At 67.3% G+C, this 16,750-nt stretch carries 17 protein-coding genes and 1 tRNA gene; 7 read left to right on the top strand and 11 right to left on the bottom strand.

The window, feature by feature from the left end; all coding sequences use genetic code 11:
* Nucleotides 1-46: 46 nt before the first annotated feature.
* A complete protein-coding gene (locus BLJ79_RS19130; protein ID WP_071216371.1) occupies nucleotides 47-343 on the bottom strand; it encodes a DUF3263 domain-containing protein in 297 nt (98 codons plus the stop codon).
* A gap of 135 nt (nucleotides 344-478) precedes the next feature.
* Between BLJ79_RS19130 and BLJ79_RS19135 the strand changes: the two genes are divergently transcribed.
* Nucleotides 479-1,252 carry a uracil-DNA glycosylase gene (locus BLJ79_RS19135; protein ID WP_083411476.1) on the top strand — a complete coding sequence of 258 codons (774 nt, stop codon included), beginning with the start codon at nucleotides 479-481 and terminating at the stop codon, nucleotides 1,250-1,252.
* Here the strand turns inward: BLJ79_RS19135 and BLJ79_RS19140 are convergent.
* Nucleotides 1,249-3,048 carry a threonine/serine exporter family protein gene (locus tag BLJ79_RS19140; protein WP_071216372.1) on the bottom strand — a complete coding sequence of 600 codons (1,800 nt, stop codon included), beginning with the start codon at nucleotides 3,046-3,048 and terminating at the stop codon, nucleotides 1,249-1,251. The genes BLJ79_RS19135 and BLJ79_RS19140 overlap by 4 nt on opposite strands.
* 200 nt (nucleotides 3,049-3,248) lie before the next feature.
* Here BLJ79_RS19140 and BLJ79_RS19145 point away from each other — a divergent pair, with 200 nt between their 5' ends.
* Nucleotides 3,249-4,307: an LLM class flavin-dependent oxidoreductase gene (locus BLJ79_RS19145; RefSeq protein WP_071216373.1), complete on the top strand. Its 1,059-nt coding sequence runs from the start codon at nucleotides 3,249-3,251 to the stop codon at nucleotides 4,305-4,307.
* Nucleotides 4,308-4,389: 82 nt separating this feature from the next.
* Here BLJ79_RS19145 and BLJ79_RS19150 read toward each other — a convergent pair.
* A tRNA-Val gene (locus BLJ79_RS19150) sits at nucleotides 4,390-4,466 on the bottom strand.
* A 474-nt stretch (nucleotides 4,467-4,940) separates the two neighbouring features.
* Between BLJ79_RS19150 and BLJ79_RS19155 the strand changes: the two genes are divergently transcribed.
* On the top strand, nucleotides 4,941-5,525 hold the full coding sequence (locus BLJ79_RS19155) for a GNAT family N-acetyltransferase (RefSeq protein WP_071216374.1): 585 nt from the start codon (nucleotides 4,941-4,943) through the stop codon (nucleotides 5,523-5,525).
* Between the two features lie 30 nt (nucleotides 5,526-5,555).
* On the opposite strand, the gene scpC is transcribed toward BLJ79_RS19155, so the two are convergent.
* Nucleotides 5,556-7,082, bottom strand: a complete 1,527-nt coding sequence (gene scpC / locus BLJ79_RS19160) for a succinyl-CoA:acetate CoA-transferase ScpC (RefSeq protein ID WP_083411477.1) — start codon at nucleotides 7,080-7,082, stop codon at nucleotides 5,556-5,558.
* A gap of 54 nt (nucleotides 7,083-7,136) precedes the next feature.
* A complete protein-coding gene (locus tag BLJ79_RS23460; RefSeq protein WP_175475541.1) occupies nucleotides 7,137-7,298 on the bottom strand; it encodes a hypothetical protein in 162 nt (53 codons plus the stop codon).
* Nucleotides 7,299-7,403: 105 nt separating this feature from the next.
* Here BLJ79_RS23460 and BLJ79_RS19165 point away from each other — a divergent pair, with 105 nt between their 5' ends.
* The gene (locus tag BLJ79_RS19165) at nucleotides 7,404-8,138 is read left to right on the top strand and encodes a transglutaminase-like domain-containing protein (protein WP_071216375.1); all 735 of its coding nucleotides are present in this window, start codon (nucleotides 7,404-7,406) and stop codon (nucleotides 8,136-8,138) included.
* Nucleotides 8,139-8,177: 39 nt separating this feature from the next.
* Here the strand turns inward: BLJ79_RS19165 and BLJ79_RS19170 are convergent, their stop codons facing one another.
* From BLJ79_RS19170 to BLJ79_RS19175, 3 genes are all read right to left on the bottom strand, one after another.
* Complete coding sequence (locus BLJ79_RS19170) at nucleotides 8,178-8,777, bottom strand: GNAT family N-acetyltransferase (protein ID WP_286135578.1); 600 nt, start codon at nucleotides 8,775-8,777, stop codon at nucleotides 8,178-8,180.
* 210 nt (nucleotides 8,778-8,987) lie between these two features.
* Nucleotides 8,988-9,173, bottom strand: coding sequence for a hypothetical protein (locus tag BLJ79_RS23090; RefSeq protein ID WP_139194970.1), 186 nt, complete (start codon nucleotides 9,171-9,173; stop codon nucleotides 8,988-8,990).
* A 543-nt stretch (nucleotides 9,174-9,716) separates the two neighbouring features.
* Nucleotides 9,717-10,997 (bottom strand): glycosyltransferase, encoded by a 1,281-nt coding sequence (locus tag BLJ79_RS19175; RefSeq protein WP_071216376.1) that lies wholly within the window; start codon nucleotides 10,995-10,997, stop codon nucleotides 9,717-9,719.
* Between the two features lie 146 nt (nucleotides 10,998-11,143).
* Between BLJ79_RS19175 and BLJ79_RS23840 the strand changes: the two genes are divergently transcribed.
* A complete protein-coding gene (locus tag BLJ79_RS23840; RefSeq protein ID WP_071216377.1) occupies nucleotides 11,144-11,761 on the top strand; it encodes a hypothetical protein in 618 nt (205 codons plus the stop codon).
* A gap of 104 nt (nucleotides 11,762-11,865) precedes the next feature.
* A complete protein-coding gene (locus BLJ79_RS23845; protein ID WP_286135581.1) occupies nucleotides 11,866-11,994 on the top strand; it encodes a hypothetical protein in 129 nt (42 codons plus the stop codon).
* 142 nt (nucleotides 11,995-12,136) lie between these two features.
* Here BLJ79_RS23845 and BLJ79_RS19185 read toward each other — a convergent pair whose 3' ends face one another.
* The 3 genes from BLJ79_RS19185 to uriH are packed head-to-tail and all read right to left on the bottom strand — an operon-like array spanning nucleotide 12,137 to nucleotide 15,507.
* Complete coding sequence (locus tag BLJ79_RS19185) at nucleotides 12,137-13,108, bottom strand: ribokinase (RefSeq protein ID WP_071216378.1); 972 nt, start codon at nucleotides 13,106-13,108, stop codon at nucleotides 12,137-12,139.
* A complete protein-coding gene (gene uriT, locus BLJ79_RS19190; RefSeq protein WP_071216379.1) occupies nucleotides 13,109-14,530 on the bottom strand; it encodes a uridine transporter UriT in 1,422 nt (473 codons plus the stop codon). It abuts the gene before it with no gap.
* Nucleotides 14,527-15,507 carry a uridine-preferring nucleoside hydrolase UriH gene (uriH, locus tag BLJ79_RS19195; RefSeq protein WP_083411479.1) on the bottom strand — a complete coding sequence of 327 codons (981 nt, stop codon included), beginning with the start codon at nucleotides 15,505-15,507 and terminating at the stop codon, nucleotides 14,527-14,529. Before uriH ends, uriT begins: the two co-directional genes overlap by 4 nt.
* A gap of 194 nt (nucleotides 15,508-15,701) precedes the next feature.
* On the opposite strand from uriH, the gene BLJ79_RS19200 reads away from it, so the two are divergent.
* Nucleotides 15,702-16,745, top strand: coding sequence for a LacI family DNA-binding transcriptional regulator (locus tag BLJ79_RS19200; protein WP_071216381.1), 1,044 nt, complete (start codon nucleotides 15,702-15,704; stop codon nucleotides 16,743-16,745).
* The last annotated feature ends 5 nt before the right edge of the window (nucleotides 16,746-16,750 follow it).

The following is a 16,750-nucleotide window of genomic DNA, read 5'->3' on the forward strand; positions in this document are numbered from 1 at the left end:
GAACACAAGCGCCTCCGGGCCCCGAAACGCCCGACGTGCGTTGCATTCATGCCTCGGATTCGAGCCGTTTCGCCGACCGAGCGCGATGCCTCGTCGTTCGTAGTCTACGCAATCGCTTGACCAGCATGGGGTCATGGGCCAGCGCCGCGTCCGTGTCGATCAGCGTATTCAACAACTGGTAGTAGTTGGTTGGCGAGATGGAAAACATCTCTGCGATGGCTTGTTCCTTGGCTCCGGCATACTTCCACCACTGGCGTTCCAGCGCGAGAATCCGCTGGGAACGCTCATCCAGCTCGCTGGATTCATCAAGCTCAAACTCGAGCCCAAGTGCCTCGGATGACATTGCACTTCCCTCAACAATCCAGTTCCCGGTACACGGCGAACGACCGGGCAATCTGCCTCAACTGTAATTATTCTAACGCGTCTGCCCGACACTTCGGCTGTCCAACCGGGCCGCCATCTGCCCACAATGGATCCCATGGACACGCACGAAACACCCCTGTTCGAGCTCCCCGCCCCGGCCGTCGACACCGCCCCCTTCCCCTTTGCCAACGGGCTTGCACCCGCCGTGGCCGGAGGATTCGTGGCCGAGGACTGGGCGCAGGCGCTGGCCCCGGTGGAGGGCACGCTGGTTGGAATCGCCCGGGTGCTGGAGGCCAGGCGAGCCTCCGGCGAGCGCATCCTGCCGGCTCCGGGGAACATCCTGCGGGCCTTCAAGCGACCGCTGGCCGAAGCCCGGGTGCTGGTCATGGGACAGGACCCCTATCCCACGCCGGGGCATTCCATGGGCCTGAGCTTTGCCGCGCTGCCTCAGGTGCACCCGTTGCCGCGCAGCCTGAAGAACATCTACATCGAGCTGCACGAGGACACCGGCGTGCCGATCCCGTCGCACGGGGATCTTTCCGCATGGGCAGACCAGGGCGTGGTGCTGCTGAACAGGGTGCTAACCGTGGGTGCCTCCGCGGCCGGGTCGCACCGGAAGCTGGGTTGGGAGGCGGTGACCGATGCGGCGATGGCGGCGCTGGCCGCGCGCGGCGGTCCGTTGGTGGCGGTCCTGTGGGGCAAGGATGCCCAGGCCCTGGCCCCGGCGCTGGCCCCGATCCCGATCATCGCCTCGGCACATCCCTCGCCGTTGTCGGCGCGGCGCGGGTTCTTCGGGTCCAAGCCCTTCACCCGGGCCAACGCGCTGCTGGTGGAAGCCGGAGGGGCGCCCATCGACTGGGCCCTGCCGATGGCGGCGCCCCGATCCTAGCGGCGGCGGATGTTGCGGCGCTCGGCGAGCGCCTCGGCGCCGATCAGCGGGCGGGCGAGCGTGTCGCCGAACACCACCCCGCCGGCAATCGCCATCATGATGGTGAAGGCGGAAAACATCTCCACCATGGCCGAGGACATATCCGCGACGTCAAAGACGATCCCGTACATGGAGCGGAAGATCATCAGGCCGGGCAGCAGGAACACGATCGCGGGGGCCGCGAGCACCAGCTGCGGGGCGCGCATCTTGTAGGCCACCCAGCGCCCGGCCATGCCGACAAAGGTCGCCGCGACGGCCGGTGACGCCCGCTCCCCCACGCCCAGGGCCTGGATGCCCAACAGGATCAGGTAGCCCAGCAGGGCAATGGCCCCGGTGGGCAGCAGGAGCTTGGGCTCGGACTGCTCGGTGATCGCGCCGGCGATGACGGCCACCACCACCAGGACGGCCAGCAGCCATCCGGGGTAGGCGATCGGGTCGATGGCGCTGACATCCAGCATCGGGGCGCCCAACAGCTGCCCGGAGACCAGTGCGGCCATGATCCCGGTCAGGATCGCGGCATAGGTCAGCCCCGCGGAGAAGAAGCGCCCGGCGGCGGTGACGGGGAACCCGTTGATCGCATCCTGCAGGGCCGAGACGAACCGGGAGGAAGGCAACAGCAGCAGGATGCCGCCGGCGACCACCAGCGCCGCGTCGATGGGTGCATGCAGCGCATGGAAAAGCACGGCGATGGCCGTGATCACGAACGTGGCAGTGGCGACCGAGAAGAACTCGGGGACCCGCCAGCGCGCGGCATACTTGAGGAGCTGCCCGACGGCCACCGAGGAGACGAAGGCCAGGGCTGCACCCATCAGCGAGCCGCCGATGAAGACCACGAAGAAAGCGGCAAAGGCTCCGGCCGCCGAGGCGATCATCCAGCGCGGGAACGGCTTGGGCTTGCGCGAGACCTCCCGCAGCCGGTCCACCGACTGCTGCCTGGTCACGCCGCCGGCAACGATGTCCGAGACCAGCCGGTGCACCTGCGCCAGGCCGGCAAAGTTGCTGGTCCAGGAGCGCACCACGCGCAGCATCGAGTACGACTCGCCCTCGGGTGGGGAGAAATTCAGGTGGATGGACTGGTTGGTGATGTCCACGTCGGTGTGGCTCAGCCCCAGGGCAGCGGTCACCGCGATGACGCTGGTTTCCACCTCCAGGGCACCTGCCCCGTAGCGGAACATGGTCTCGGCCAGGTCCAGGGCGAATTCGAGGGTCTTGCGCGCCGAGGCGTCCTGGGCGGCATTCACCTTCGGGTTGGCATAGGGGGTGCCCTTGAGCCGCTCCACGATGTTGAACGCCTGGGTGGGAGGGGTGTCGGAGGCCAGCAGGCGCGAAATCATGCGCCGGGCCGCCGGGTTGGCCCGTGGAGGCAACGACGGGGCACCGGTGAAGGTCACGCCCACCTGTCCGGTCTTGGCGTTGATGGCGTCCTGGGCCAGCGTGGTGGGCCGCTGCCTGCGGGCGGGCCGAGCCGGCTTTGCGGGCCGCGGCGGCCGCGGGCTTCCCGGGCGCTTGGCGGCCGGCTTCCCCTCGGATCTGTCTGCGGACGCGGCGGAGGGCTTCGCTGGCACTGCCGCGTCTTTCGGCACGGCGGCGTGCGGGATTCCGGGGGCGCTTTGCGCGTGCGCGGCAGCGTCCTTCAAGGCCTGGGTAATGTGGACCATTTCCCGCGTCTGGACACGTCGAATGCTCGAGACCTGCGGGTTGGGATCCTCGCCCGGGGACTCCGTCGTGGTGGTGTCCGGTCCCTTACCTGAAGACACGCTTTCTCCTGTCAATTGCGCTTGTTCCCACCCACCATACAGCCGCTTTATTGCCCAGCGATCCACCCGCCGCGCGCCCGGCAAATGCGGCTTCGTTTGATACCGGCGATACAGCTGCGGGAATAACCGCAGGACCTCCCGCGTTGAGCCACTTTGAATGCAAACGCATATAAATTCTGTCGGAAGAAACACGGGAGATCATGAGTAATTCCACTGGCAACGTTCAGCCTCTTGAGATCGGGATCGAGACCTTCGGCGACATCACCGTCGATGCCAATGGCGTGCCGCTGCACGCGGCACAGGTGTTGCGCAACGTGGTCGCCGAGGCCCGGGCCGCCGAAGCCGCAGGGCTCGACTTCTTCGGGGTGGGCGAACACCACCGCGACGACTACTCGATCTCGGCACCCGAGGTGGTGCTGGGAGCCATCGCCTCGGTGACCGAGAAGATCCGCCTCGGCACCGCGGTGACGGTGCTGAGCTCGGATGACCCGGTGCGCGTTTACGAACGTTTCGCCACCCTCGACGGCCTGTCAAACGGCCGGGCCGAAGCCATCTTGGGACGCGGCTCCTTCATCGAGTCCTTCCCGCTCTTCGGCTACGAGCTCACCGACTACGAGCTGCTCTTCGAGGAGAAGCTCGCCCTGTTCGCAAAGCTGCGCAAGGGCGAACCGGTCAGCTGGTCCGGCCAGACCCGCTCGGCACTGCGCAACCAGGCGGTCTACCCGCCCATCGAGCGGGGCACGCTGGATGCCTGGGTGGGTGTGGGCGGAAGCCCCGAATCGGTGGTGCGGGCGGCTAAGCACGGACTGCCGCTGTTCCTGGCCATCATCGGCGGACAGCCCATGGCCTTCGAACCGCTGACCCGGCTCTACAAGCGCTCGCTGGAGGAGTTCGGCCACCAGCCGCAGAAGATCGGCGCGCACTTCCACGGCCTTGTCGCCGACACCGACAAGGAAGCCATGGACCTGTTGTGGCCGCACTACAAGACCACCATGGACCGGTTGGGTGCCGAGCGCGGCTGGCCGCCGGCAAGCCGCATGCGCTTCGAGGCCTCCACCGGACCCGATGGATCGATGCTTGCCGGCAGCCCCGAGACTGTGGCCCGGAAGATCGCCCGCTTCGCGCAGGGGCTGGGACTCTCGCGCGTCGACATCAAGTATTCGGCCGGCTCGCTGCCGCACGAGACCATGATGCGAAGCATCGAGCTGCTCGGCACCAAGGTCAAGCCGTTGGTCCTGGAAATGCTCAGCGACAAGTAGACGCGGGCCGATGGCAGTAACTTCGGCGGTAAGCAGGCCCGATTAACGAAAAGAGCCCCGGAAATCCGGGGCTCTTTTCGTTTGGTGGTTCTTAGCAGACTCGAACTGCTGACCTCTCGCGTGTGAAGCGAGCGCTCTAACCAACTGAGCTAAAGAACCGTCACGCAACTCCCGAAGGAGTACCTAGCAAGATTAGCCGAGCACTGCGGCACACACCAAATCGAATGCACAGATCCCTTTACCGGGCTTCGCACTGGACCCGGAGCCGGTGCCCGCCGCACCCCTATTTTCGGCCACGCCCGGGCGTGAAACCCGAAGGTTAATTGTTGGTGAATCCACACCCCCGCTACGTCGCAAAAAACCGCGGTATTCCGGGCTATTTTGGCCCCTGGTCCGGTTCCGCGCGAGGGAAGTTTCCGGGTGTCCGGCGAGTCGCTCGAAAGCAGTGTTTACAACGAGGCTTCCGGCGGGTAATAATTTCACTGTCGAATCCTTCGACGCCCAAACTGGGCCCTACAAGGAAGCTGCCGGGAACCGCCGGCAGCGGTCCCCTACCGGCCAAAGAACCGGCCCGGCGTAATTCCGGGAACCACTTCTTTTGTTCGCTCTATTTTTCCTAGAGGACCGCTCCCAGTGCTTCCCATCATTGAGTATTCCCTGTCCTATTGCGCGCCCACCGGCGCCGAACGAGATGCCCTGTCCGCACTCACCCTGAACCCCGATGCCCGCTGGCACGAACGCATGGACCAGGCAAGGTTCGTGGTCACCGCGCTGCACGAGGGCACCCGGGTGGGTGTTGGAATCGTGCACACCTCCGTGACCGCACCGACCATGGCGCCCAGCCCCATGGAGCTCGGCGGCATGTTCGTGCACCCCGCCTACCGCCGGCTGGGCATCCGCCAGTACATGGCCGAGGCCCGGCTGACCTATGCGCTGTCCATGGGCGGCACCCCGATCACCGTCATCGACAACCGCAACCAGGCTTCGTGGGGCTACTACGAGCGCTCCGCCCGATGGACGCCGGAACGCGAGTACACCGGCTGCGTCACCGGGCTGCCCATGACCATCTGGGTGTCCACCGAGTCGTCCTGGTACCGCACGGGCATGGGCCKGGACCCGCTGGTCCCGGCCCAGCCCAACACCGTCCTGCCGCACGCTGCGTCCCCGCAGCGGCCGCTGTCCCTCGGGCCGGACCAGGACAACGCGGTACCCGCCTAGGAAATATCGGGCGAAGGCGATGCAAAGGGACTATGCCCGTGCGGCCCCGGGGCGCATGTCGCCGGTGTCGATGTAGCGCTGGTGCCAGGACAGCGCCTCCCCCAAAAGGTGCGGGGTGTGCTTGCCGTAGCTGGAAACCTTGGCGCGGTCGAAGTAGTCCTGCAGCATCGGGCGGTACTCCGGGTGGGCGCAATTGTCGATGACCACCTGGGCGCGCTGCTTGGGCGAGCGCCCGCGCAGGTCGGCAAGGCCGCGCTCGGTAATCAGGATCATGGTGTCGTGCTCGGTGTGGTCAACGTGGCTGGCCATCGGCACGATGCCGGAAATCTTCCCGCCCTTGGCGGTGGACGGGGACATGAACACCGAGAGGTAGCCGTTGCGGGCGAAGTCACCGGAGCCGCCGATGCCGTTCATGACGTGCGATCCGACGACGTTGGTCGAGTTCACGTTGCCGTAGATGTCGGCCTCGATCATTCCGTTCAGCGCGATGCAGCCCAGCCGGCGCACGAGTTCGGGGTGGTTGGAGATCTCCTGCGGGCGCAGCAGGATGCGCTCGCGGTAGAAGTCGACATGTTTGTTGAACTCGTCGATGCCGTCGGAGGACAGGGAGAAGGAGGTTGCGGAGGCGAAACCGATCGTCCCGTCCTTGAGCAGGGACAGCATGCCGTCCTGGATGACCTCTGTGTAGGCCTGCAGGCCCTTGTAGCCGCCGCGGGCCAGGCCGGCGAGCACGGCGTTGGCAATGTTCCCGACTCCGGACTGCAGCGGCAGCAGCTTGTCGGTCAGCCGACCCGCGCGGATCTCGTGGTCCAGGAAGTCCAGCAGGTGGTCCGCGATCTGCTTGGAGGTCTCGTCAACCGGTGCGAACGGGCTCAACCGGTCCGGGGCGTCGGTTTCCACGACGGCGACGACCTTGGCCGGGTCCACCCGCAGGTAGGGCTCGCCGATCCGCTGGTCGGCGGTGGTCATTTCGATCGGCTTGCGGTGCGGGGGCAGCGCGGTGCCGTAGTAGATGTCGTGCATGCCCTCCATGGCGGCGGACTGCTGGGTGTTGACCTCGATGATGACCTTGTCGGCCATGTCCAGCCAGGTCTTGTTGTTGCCCACCGAGGAGGAAGGGATCAATCGTCCGTCCTCGGTCACGCCGACGACCTCGATGATGGCCAGGTCGATCTTGCCGTAGAAGCCGAACCAGGCGTGCTGGGCCACATGGGACAGGTGGATGTCCATGTATTCCATTTCGCCGGCGTTGATGCGGCGGCGCAGCTCGGGGTCGGACATGTAGGGCAGGCGCAGCTCCATGCCGCCGGCGCGCGCCAGCACCCCGTCGAGCTCCGGGGCGGTGGAGGCGCCGGTCAGCACGTTGATCTTGAACGGCTTCCCCGCGGCCTGTTCCTTTTCCATGAGCGTGGCGAGCGCGCCCGGGACGGCCTTGGGGTATCCCGCGCCGGTGAACCCGCTCATGGCCACCGTCATGCCCGGCTTCACCAGGTCTGCGGCTTGCTCGGCCGACATGCGGAGGTCAAGGAACTTGGAGTAGTGGATCCGATCGTGCACGGTTGCCCTTTCCGAGGAGTTGCGACACACCAGCTTCGTGTCATCTGCGCCACTTTAGCCCTTGGCTGCATCACATTTGGTCCGTTTTGCGCCCGCATGGCGCCAACGGTTCCAACGCTCGGTGAGCCGACCCGATTTTGCGGTGACCGGCAGGTGAAAGCCGGTCGCCGGATTGCATTGCAGGATGACCGAGAAGCAGAAAATGATCTGGACCATGTCCGCCAGCGGAATCCTGGTGGTCGCCGGTTGGGTGTTTGTTGGATCCGGTGGCCTGGCGCTGCTGCTCGATTCCTGATCCGTTGGCGTGGCAGACTCGGTCCCATGACCTGCACACTGACCACGACAGCCCGGTTGCGCCGCGCAGACGCCGTCTCCGGCGATCCGGTGGCCGGCACGACCGACTTCACCCCGATCCTGGACGGCGGCGACCCGGTGCTGCTGGAGCTCGGGGCCCGGCTACGTGCCAGCACCGGCAGCGACCTGGAGTTCCTGCGCGAGGCCCACCGGTGGATCCAGCAGCGGATCCGTCCCGTGTATTCGCTCAACGAAACCCAGCCGGCCTCGGCCACGCTGGCCAAGGGACGAGGTTCGTGTTCGCAGCGCATCGCTTTGCTGGAGGCGTTGGCCAGAGGAGCGGGACTCGCCACCCGCTCGGAGGCCCTGCTGATCCATGGATCGTTTTGGCATCCGCGGTTCAGGTATTTGCGCCGCGCGGTCCCGACGCGCATCCTTGTCGCCTGGCCGGATTTCAGGCTCGATTCCGGGTGGGTGAATCTCTCGGATCTCTTCGAGGCGGATGCCAAGAACCCTGCCCAGGCTTTCGCAAACCAGGGCGCCGAGACCCTCTTCGATGCCATTGCCACCGGGTCCGCCCACTGGGTGTCAAGCGGCTGCGCCGAGGGATCCTGCATGCCCGCCGACCTGGCCCAGGTCGATCGGTCGCTGGGCAGGTTCGCGGACCGGGACGCGGTCTTTGCCCGTTACGGCCAGAACCTGCCGGGCATCATGCGCGTGCTCCTCGAACCCGTTTTCGGCCGATGGGCGGCCAAGGGCTAGGTTTCGGGCCATTCCCACGGCCGTTGGCCGGGACAGCAATCAGGCCGGCCCGAGCCGCCGCACTTGCCGGCACACATACACCCGCTTGAAGGCCCGGCGCATGCTCTCCTCGTCCTTGATGTCTGCATGCATGAAGGCCAGCACGGGCCGGGACAAGCCCTCCGGGCATTGGAACCCGTCATTCGGTTCACTGTAGCCCTTGTACACGTGCAGGTATCGGTAGGCTTCTTCAAAGCCGTTGCGTTGGTACCAGCCGTTTGCCGCGGCATCCTCCCGCGTCCAGGCATCAAGGGTCCTGGTGCCGGAGGGGAGGCGAGCCAGGGCCTCGTCCAGCAGCGCCGACGCCATCCCCTGCTGCCGGGCGCCGGGGTGCACGGCGATGGAATCGATGGTTGCCGCATCGCCGTCCAACTCGATGTCGATCAGGCCCACGATCGTGCCGTTGCCCTCTGCCACCAGGCTCAGGTTCGGTGCCTCGATGTCGCTGCGGTCGGTGCGGTCGGTGCGGACGTCGTCGTAGTAGTTGCTGTCCAGGAAGCTGAGCAACCTGCACTCGAGCCAGCCGCGTTCGTCTGCCGGTTGGTATTCACGGATATTGAACATTGCGAGCGTGACCTGTCGGTGGACGGTGTGGATCATGCATTGATCGTGCTGGGCGCTGGCGGTATTCGGGCAACCTCACGCCACACCACCAAGCTATCACCGACCGATTGAGCATTTCACGGGCACCCGGGCAGGCATTCTTGCGCGACCCAACGCAAAACAGGTGTGCCCGCCACTGAAGTGGCGGGCACACCCGTTTGTACCGTGCATTGGCCCGGGCCGTTCATTCCCGGGCCAACCACGAAGCTATGCGACCTGCTCGGCGCCCGGTTCCTCATGCGCGTTGTGCGCCTTGCGGTAACGAGCGACCATCGCAAAGGTCAGTACGCTCAGTAGTCCGATCATCGTGAAGGCCGTAATGATGAGTGCTTCATGACCTGGTGTCATTATGATTCGTCCTTTCATGACAGTGCGGCGATTTGACGGGCTCATGCCCCATCTCTTATCAACCGCCGGAAGTGCCGTGCTCGTCGCCGGGAGGCGTCAAGCCCTGGGCCCGTTCCGTTTCTTGCTTTGTTTCTGCTGCATGCCCCGACACCGCTGGAGGGGCGTTCCTGCGTTTCGGACAGTCTTCGTCAAGTGGCCAAGCCTGCAACTTGCCTGGCCGCTACGCGCCCTCGATGACCCGCATCGATGCGCGAGCGAAACGTGCCGGCAATGAATTCCGACAGGCTTGCCTCATCGAATCGCACGGCACACCCCCGGTGTTGTCCGATCCAGGCGGCCGTTTGCGGAGCTCGGGATAAGTTGGCATTGCCATCAGCGCTGCATCCGGCCTTGACCAATGCATCCCGGGACCACCGTCCGAACCTCCCCTGGGTCCGCATGGGATTTTGAGCGGCGGTACGAATCAATTCGACTGCTCACGCTCTTCTAGCAACCCTTGAGGAGGTCTCTAATTGTCGCATATTTGTACTAAATAAACAAGCCTGTGGTCCGTTGAACGCGGCACCATCACCTCGCGGCCAAGGGCATTCACCATTCCAGTTGCTCGAGCAGGAGCGACTCGTCGGCCGCATCCCGGGCGATGGCCACGCCGAGCCGCCGGGCGCAGAGGCGGTAGTCGTCGTTTTCCGAGACCCTGGTGATAGCCCTGGCGATGGTGCCGGCCGAGGCAAGGCGGGACACCGCGACGCCGGCGCCCCGCGAGGTGACGCGGATGGCGTTTCCGGACTGGTCACGGCCGTGATGCAGGATGACCAGCGGCACCCCCGCCGCCAGCGCCTTGACCACGGTGCCGTGCCCTCCATGGGTGATGACCAGGCTGGCCCGGGCCATGGCCTGGTGGTGGGGTGCGGCGGCCACCACCGCCACATTGGCCGGCGCATGGATCTGTCCGGGGTCGACCGCGGGGCCGGTGGTCACCAGCCCGCGCACCGGCAGGCTCCCGAGCGCGTCCACAATCCGCTGCATGCACTGCACATGGTTCTGGAACGTCGAGGACATGGCCACCAGCACCAGCGGCGCCTCGCCTGCGGGCGGCGCCCACGGGGCGTTGGAGGTCCAGGCAGGATCATCGAGGATCGGCCCCACGTAGCGGGCATTGTCCGGAAGCTCGGCGGGGAAGTCGAAGGCCGAGGAGGTGAGGATCAGCTGGCGCCTGGCGCGATGCACCTGGGCCCACGTGTTCTCCACCGGGGCCAGCCCGTGTTCGGCACGCAATGCGTTCAACGGGCCCAGAGCGAACCTGTTGGCCAGCTTGGTGGTGCCAAAGGACGTCATCCGGTCACGCAGTGCACCCAGCGGCCCCTTCGCCGGGGTGAAGCCGGTGCCGACCTGCGGCATGCCCCTGGCGGGCAGCGGGTAGGTGTTGGACATCAGGACGTCGAAGGGAACCCCGCGCGCCTCGGCCCCCACCATGGCGCCGAAGGCGAAGAACGAAGCCAGCACCAGGTCCGGCCGCACCTCGTCGATGGCCTCCGCGGTGTCGCGGGCCTGCTGCGGGGCCGGGAGCCCGATCATGTTTTCGAACATGTCCCGGGCCAGTGCCATCGGGCTGCGCAGCGCCCAGTCGCGGACCTCTCCGGTGTGGCCATCGGTCCAGGAACGGAACGAGGCCCCGGCCCCGGCAGACTGGTCTTCCATGGAATCGTCGGCAAGCAGCACGACCTCGTGCCCGCGGCGGGCCAGCCGCCGGACGACTCCGAGCTCCGGCGGAACGGTGCCGCCCGCGTCCTTGAGCGCGAAGAGGTAGGTGCGGCGTGCCGCTTCCGGCGCGGTTCCTGCACCCCGGGGGCTGGCTGGTGTCTGGCTCATGGCAGCTACGGTACGCCGCGGGTTCGGCGTGAAACATCCGTGCCTGTACCCGTTTTTCCCGGTTCCGGGCGCGGCTCACACTCCCGCCAGGATCAGCGGCCGCCTCGCGATATCCCCAGGTGCCGGAGCCGAGTAGGCTTCGGGACATGACCATCGCCATCGTATTCACCGCAGTGCTCGCCCTGCTGGTCCTCTTCCAGCTGGCACTGGCGTTCGGCGCCCCGTGGGGCCGGTTCGCGTGGGGCGGGCGGCATCCGGACTCGCTGCCGGTTCCCCTCCGGATCGCTTCGGCGTTCTCCGTGCTGGTCTACGGGTTCATCGCGTTGCTCGCCCTGGACCGGACGGGCGCCATCGAGTTGTTTCCCGCAGGGTTCTCCCGGGTCGGCATCTGGGTCGTGTTCGCCTACCTGGCCCTCGGTGTGGCGATGAATGCGATCTCCCGGTCCAAGCCGGAGCGCTACGTGATGACGCCGGTGGCGCTGGTGCTTGCTGTCCTCGCGCTGCTCCTCGCGCTTTCACCCGCGCCCGACCGGGCCTTCGCCGGCATGGTGCTGGATGACGGCAGCGGTCCGGTGTACTGCACGACCGTCATGGAGTCCTATCCGCCGCAATGCGGCCACGATTCCCCCGCGGTACTCGGCTGGGACTGGAATGCCGTGGGGCACCAGCAGTCGCAATCGGTACGCTGGGGCGAATACAGCTTCCAGGGCGTGCGCGGGCGCGGCACGATCACCCTGGAAGGCACGGCGATGCCGCTGCGCTGAGCAGTCTCCAGGAAAGGCGGCGCCCCCATGAAGAAGCCACTGCGCGGCGCAGGGCAGGTTTCGGTCCTGCTGGCTGCCCTGTTGCTGGCCGGCTGGAGCTGGTGTTGCCAAGAAACAAGGGGCCATGCTCCGCGGACATGGGCGTGATGACCCACGAGCTGGAAGTGCCCGGATCGGTCACCCGGCGCCCGGTCGCCCTGGTCCTGCACTACGCGGACGGACCTGACACCTAGACGCTGGTCCTGGACCAAACCCCTGCCGCAACGCACCAGCGCCAGGTCCCTCCCGGGGAAGGGACCGGGAGGGACCTGGCGCTTGGGTGGCGGCCCGTCCCCGGGGGATCGGGAACGGGCCTGGCAACGGGCCGGGAATCGGCTAGGCGTTGAGCCTGGCGAACACCTCGGCGGCAGCCGGGTAGGCGGCCTGCGTGCCCTTCTTGGTGGCCGCCAGTGCGGCGCCCACCGAGGCGAAGGCGGCTGCCTCGGCCAGCGGGTCGCCGGCGGCCAGGCGTGCGGCCAGCCCGCCGGTGAAGGCGTCGCCGGCACCGGTGGTGTCCACCGCGTCCACGCGGGTCGGGGCGATGCGCACGATGCGCTTGCCCGCTTCCGCCCTGGAATCCAGCACCACCGAGCCTTCGGCACCGAGGGTCACCACGGCGCTGGGCAGCCCGCGGGCCACCAGGTGCTCCAATACCGGTTCCCAGGCCGGGGCCTCGGCATCGGGGCCCGGGATTTGCTCCCCGTCCAGGAACTGGGAGGCCTCGTGCGCGTTGACCAGCAAGACGTCGGAAAGGGCCGCGAGGCCCGGGCGGATGGGTGCGTACGGGGAGAGGTTCAGCAGCACCGTGGCCCCGGCGTCCGCTCCGGCCCGGGCAGCGGCCTCGACGGTGTCCAGGCCCACCTCCAGGCACAGGCAGAGCACCGCAGCATTCTCGAAGGCGGAGCCGGCGGCCGCGACGTCTTCCGGGGACAGGGTCCCGTTGGCGCCGGCGGAAATCACAATGGTGTTCTCCGCGGCGGCATCCACGGTCACCACCGCGACCCCGGTCTCCACGCCCGGCACCCGGCGCACGTGCGACATGTCCACGCCGGCCTCGGTGCAGGACTCGAGCAGCATGGTGCCATTGGCGTCCCGGCCCACGGCGCCCACCAGGGACACGTCCGCCCCGAGCTTGCCGGCGGCAACGGCCTGGTTGGCGCTCTTGCCGCCGGGGTTCACGGTGAAGCCCGTACCGTGCAGGGTCTCCCCCGGGGCCGGCAGGCGCTCGGTGTAGATGGTCAGGTCCGCGTTCAGCGAGCCGACCACCACGATCTTGCCGGGCTGGTGCTCCGGGGCTTGGGTATCCAACTACTTCTCCTCTGCGTCGACGGGCTTGGGGATCAGCAACGAGGCGGCGAAGGCGGCCACGGTGATGAGCAGGCCGACCACCACCACGGTGACGTAGGAAGCGCGGTCGCCCAGGGACGAGGTTCCCACAAGCACTGCCGGGAGCACAAGGAAGCTCAGCCCGGCGCCCAGGTTGAAGGCCCCGGCGTTCATGCCCGGCAGGAAGCCGGGGTTGCCCTTGGGCGAGAGCACCACGCCCAGGCCGTTGAGCATGATGTTGGCGGTTCCTGCATACATGATGCCCAGCAGCGCGGTGCCGGCAACCATCAGGGGCAGCGAATCCATGCCGAAGAACACGATGACCAGCAGCGCTACCACCGAGCCGAGCATGCCGATGCGCAGCACCAAGGTGTAACCCCAGACCGGGGCCAGGCGTCCGCTGACGGGTCCGAAGATCCAGCCCAGCAGCGCGTACGGGGTCAGGATCAGCAGCGCGGTCTGCGTGGGGCCGACGCCGAAGCCGGGACCGGCTGCCTGCACGTAGGCCGGGACGATGCCGTTGATGACCGCGAAGATGCCGGTCATGGTCAGCACCGTGGTCAGCAGCGGTGCCCAGGTGGCACGCTGGCGCAGGTGCTCGAGCTGCACCATGGGTTCGGCCACGCGCTTCTCGGTGGACCAGAAGCCGTAGAACGCCGCGGCTGACACGGCCAGCAGGACCAGCGACAGGATGACGGTGGCCGGGTCGATGCCCGAGACCAGCTTGGCTGCCTCGTTCAGCGCGGTCAGCAGCGCGCCGACGGCCACGACGATGAAGAACACCCCGAGCCAGTCCATCTTGGTGCCGGCCTGCGGCTTGGACTCGCGGGTCAGCAGGGCCACCGCTGCGGCGGCCAGCACCGCCAGGACGACCATGAACCAGAAGATCGAGCGGAAGCCGTGGTTCTCGGCCAGGTATCCGCCGAGGAAGGAATCGACGCCGGCGACCCCGCCGTTGACGGCGAGGACCAGGCCCATCAGGGTTCCGTAGCGGCGCGGGTTGGGCACGGCACTGCGCAGCATCAGCAGGGCCAGCGGGACCGTGGGCCCGGAGATGCCCTGGATGATGCGCCCGGCGAAGAGCCAGCCGATGTTCGGGGCCAGTGCCGCGACGACGGAGCCGACCGCGGTCAGCAGCATCATGATGACCAGGATGCGCTTGCGGCCCACGACGTCCGAAAGCCGGGGCAGGAACAGGGAGAACAGCGCGGCGGTGGTGAAGAACCAGGTCTGGGACAGGCCGATGGCGGCCTGGTCGGTGCCCAGTTCCTCGCCCATGGTCACCAGCGCGGGGCTGAGCATGGAGGCATTGAGCTGGAACGCCACGCAGGCGGTGAGCAGGGCGGCGGTCAGTGCCACCGCGCCACCGCGGGTGCCGGTGGCTTTCTCGGTCAGGGTGCTCATGCGCTTGCGAGCTCTACGTCGCCGATGCGCACCAGGGCGTCGGTCACGAGGTTCCAGAAGCGCTCGTGGTCAAGGTCCACGGCCACCGAGGTGTGGCAGTCGGCCGGGGCCGGGGCGCGGAAGTCGGCGACCGTCATGCCCAGGGTCAAGGTGCCGGCAAGCTCGATGTCCACGGGCACCTTGCGGGTGGTGACGATGGTCGGGTCGATGACGTACGCGACGGCGCAGGGGTCGTGGACCGGCGGGAAGTCGAAGCCCTGGGCGTCCTTGTAGGTGGCCTTGAAGAAGTCCATGAGTTCGCGCACGAACTTGGCCGGGCCGGTGCCCACTGCCTCGATCCGCGCGACGACCTCGTCGGTGGCAAGCGCCTGGTGGGTCAGGTCGAGCCCGACCATGACGACCGGCCACTTCTCGTTGAAGACGATGTGCGCGGCCTCGGGGTCGATGATGATGTTGAATTCGGCCACGGCGCTCCAGTTGCCGACGTGGTAGCCGCCGCCCATCAACACGACTTCCTTCACGCGCTCCACGATGCGCGGCTCCTTGCGGGCGGCCATGGCGATGTTGGTCAGCCCGCCGGTGGGGACCAAGGTGACGGTGCCCGGCTCGTGGGCCATGATCGTGTCGATGATCAGGTCGACCGCGTGGCGGGGATCCAGCTCGATGGCCGATTCGGGCTGCAGGGGCCCGTCCATGCCGGATTCGCCGTGGATGTCGGGGGCGTTTTCGATGGTGCGCACCAGCGGGCGGTCGCAGCCTGCGGCGAAGGGAACGCCGGTGATGCCCGCGATGGTTCCCACCGACAGGGCGTTCTTGGTGACCTTGGCCAGGGTCTGGTTGCCGACCACGGTGGTGACGGCAAGCAGCTCGATGGCGGGGCTGCCGTGCGCCAGCAGGATGGCAACGGCGTCGTCATGTCCCGGATCGCAGTCCAGGATGATCTTCCGCGGCTCGGTTGTAGCGATGGGTGCACCCATTGTCGTTCTCCACATCTTCGGGGATACTCCTGCCCGCGGTTTTGCGGCCGTGGACAGGAAATGCTGTTTCACCGGAATTCTGGCACCTTTGGCACCCGCGCGTCAAACGCTTAACTACCCGCCGGGAAATACCCTAGTCAAACGCTTGACGCCAATCGGTTCGCGGAGCCCGGTCCTCGACTAAGATAAAAGCCATGCATTCGACCCAAAAGCCGCGGCCCACCCCACCGAGCCGGCGACGGGTCACGGCCGCCATGGTGGCCGAGCGTGCGGGGGTTTCCACCGCGACGGTGTCTCTGGTTGCCAACGGCAAGGCCAGCGGCCGGGTCTCGGCCACCAACGAGGCCAAGGTCCGCGAGGCCATCCGCGCCCTGGGCTACGTGGTGGACGGCATCGGAAGTTCGCTGGCCAGGGGCGTAAGCAACACCGTGATCATGGTGGCACCGGACATCTCCAACCCGTTCTTTGCCACGGTCATTGCCGGGGTGCGCTCCGCGCTGGGTTCCAAGTACCAGTTGCTGCTCTCCGTCACCGACGCCGGCCAGCTGCCCAGCGCCGATGACACCCGCCGGCTGCTGGGCCTGCGCCCGGCCGGCCTGCTGGTCGACGCTCCCGAACTGTCGTTCCTCGAGGAGCTTTCGGCCCCCGGCCCGCTGGTGCTGCTCGACGCACCCGGCTTCGGCCCGGAGGTCCCGGCGGTGAACCTCGATGTCGCCCACGGCGCGCGACTGGTGGCCGGGCACCTGGCCGCGGCCGGCCACCGGAAGGTCGCATACCTCGACGGCACCACCGGCACCGCCACCTTCGAGCTGCGCCGCACCGCTTTCCTTGAAACCGCTGCCGAACTCGGCATGGAAATCCCCGCCGGCGCACTGGCCGCCACCACCATCAACGTGGGGCTGGCCGCCGATGCGTTTGCCGAGGCCTGGCCCCGATGGAAAAAGGCCGGGGTCACCGCGGTCGTCTGCGCCACCGACACCCACGCCTACGGAATCCTGCAGGAGGCGCGCGCCGCGGGGATCTCGATCCCCGGCGAACTCGCCGTGACAGGCTTCGACGACCTGCCCTACTCGAGAACCAGCTCCCCGTCCCTGACCAGCGTGAACCTGCCCGGCGAGCTGCTGGGCCGGAGGGCCGCCGAGCAGCTGCTGCGGCTGATTGACGGCGAGGAACTTCAAACGCAACAGGTCACCCTCGAGAGCACGCTCATGGTGCGCGGCTCCACGCTCGGGACCTGACCCGG

The organism is Arthrobacter sp. UCD-GKA, from assembly GCF_001863355.1.
In the GTDB taxonomy this organism is placed as follows: Bacteria; Actinomycetota; Actinomycetes; order Actinomycetales; family Micrococcaceae; genus Paeniglutamicibacter.